Here is a 1,722-nt window from a genome sequence, read left to right on the forward strand (position 1 = left end):
GATGAGGTGGAGGCGCTGTTGTCTCTGCACGATGGTCAGGCGTGCAACGCCGCGCGCGCTATCGCCGAACACAAGCTTGTCGATGTGCGCCAGCGTATCCAGGATTTGTCCATGCTGGAAGCCGCGTTGGCAACACTGGTACAGCGCTGCTCGACGTCGAAAGGCACGGTGTCGTGCCCACTCATCGACACACTCATGAACGGCGATGAGCTGACCCAGTGAGCGCGTTAGCGCAACGCGTGCCGGTAGCACACACCGCCACCGACACAACCGGGACAGTGCTCACCTGTGCGACGGGGCCGGCGGTCGGCAGGCTACCTGCGGTTTACCGGCAATCGTAACGCAAGAGGCGCAATCATTTCGTCTCTCGAACGTCTAACAATAAGGTTGTGCTTATCTCTGGGTAGACCGTAATGCTGAACGTTTTTCGCCGATATCTGCTCGCGACGAGCTTGTTACTGGTCGTCAGTATCGCTTTCGCTGGCGAGCAGCCTTTTAGCCAGGCCCGGTTCGACAGGCTGAACGCCGACGGGAAGCCTGCCGTCGTCTACTTCCACGCGACCTGGTGCCCGACCTGCAAGGTCCAACAACCCATTGTGGACCGTTTGGCAGCGAGCCCGGAAATGAAAGACGTGACCATTTTCGTGGCCGACTACGACAAGGAAGTTGCCCTGAAACGGGCAATGAAAGTGAGCCAACAGTCGACATTCGTTGTCTTCAAGGGCGGCCACGAAGTTGCGCGCTCTACGGGGCAGACGCGCGAACAGGACATCAAAAACACGTTCGCCAAAGCCCTGTAATGGACTTCACGCCGGGTACGTACGCGCTCGGGTTCCTGGCCGGGGCCCTGACGACGCTGTCACCGTGTGTGCTCGCCCTTGTTCCCGTACTCGTTGCGTCTGCATTGGCGGCACATCGGCTGGGGGTCGTTGCACTCTCAGCTGGATTAGGCGTGTCGTTCTCGGTCATCGGGATTTTCGTGGCCAGCGTCGGCGCGTCGCTGGGTGTGGATAGTGAACTCTTTCGTCGCGTGGCCGCCGTGCTGATGATTCTGTTTGGGCTCGCGATGTTTTCCCACCGATTGCAGGCCATTTTCATCCGCGCGGCCGCCGGAATCGGTGGCTCGGGTCAAAATTGGTTGAGCAAGATACGAGGCGACACCCTGTCAGGCCAGTTCGCGGTCGGACTGATTCTGGGAGCAGTCTGGAGTCCCTGCGTCGGCCCCACATTGGGCGCGGCCACTACACTCGCCTCGCAAAGCAGGAGTCTCGGGAGTATCGCGCTGTTGATGGGCATATTTGGCATCGGAGCCAGCCTTCCGCTTACGATTCTCGGTTCCCTTTCCCGGACCTCGACGCAGAAGCTGCGACGCCGACTTGGCCCAGTGGGAACGGCAGGGACAACCATCCTCGGAGCGGTGTTCATCGCCGTCGGCATGCTCGTGCTTACGGGGCTGGACAAGACGCTGGAGACGGCGCTGCTGTCTGCAAGCCCCCCGTGGCTGACGGACTTCACAACGTCGCTTTGAGCAGCCACGTGCGGATTCGATACTCAGGGTACAAACCAGACTATGCTTTCGGCCGTGCACCTCCGGGCAATTTTCTAAAGCTCACTTAACTCGAAATATTCGTAAGCGCGAATTTATCAGCACATAGCGCCCGAATTGAGAGCAAGGCAAGCTGTGTCCACTGATTAACAGTGGACACAGCCCATGACTCAGAT

At 59.2% G+C, this 1,722-nt stretch carries 3 protein-coding genes; all 3 read left to right on the top strand.

What is annotated here, in order from left to right:
• Window positions 1-222 (top strand): MerR family DNA-binding protein (locus P3T25_RS48415; protein ID WP_429364857.1); only part of this gene is annotated, 222 nt, incomplete at its 5' end.
• Between the two features lie 191 nt (window positions 223-413).
• On the top strand, window positions 414-800 hold the full coding sequence (locus P3T25_RS48420) for a thioredoxin family protein (RefSeq protein ID WP_154560561.1): 387 nt from the start codon (window positions 414-416) through the stop codon (window positions 798-800).
• Complete coding sequence (locus P3T25_RS48425; protein ID WP_154560560.1) at window positions 800-1,528, top strand: cytochrome c biogenesis CcdA family protein; 729 nt, start codon at window positions 800-802, stop codon at window positions 1,526-1,528. The genes P3T25_RS48420 and P3T25_RS48425 overlap by 1 nt, the downstream gene beginning before the upstream one ends.
• Window positions 1,529-1,722: the final 194 nt, after the last annotated feature.

Origin of the sequence: Paraburkholderia sp. GAS32, from assembly GCF_050434225.1 — a bacterium.
Classification (GTDB): Bacteria; Pseudomonadota; Gammaproteobacteria; order Burkholderiales; family Burkholderiaceae; genus Paraburkholderia; species Paraburkholderia madseniana.

Bases quoted from the DNA above. Each gene is read 5' to 3' on its own strand.
- P3T25_RS48420 (WP_154560561.1), top strand. From the start codon at position 414: ATGCTGAACGTTTTTCGCCGATATCTGCTCGCGACGAGCTTGTTACTG.
- P3T25_RS48425 (WP_154560560.1), top strand. From the start codon at position 800: ATGGACTTCACGCCGGGTACGTACGCGCTCGGGTTCCTGGCCGGGGCC.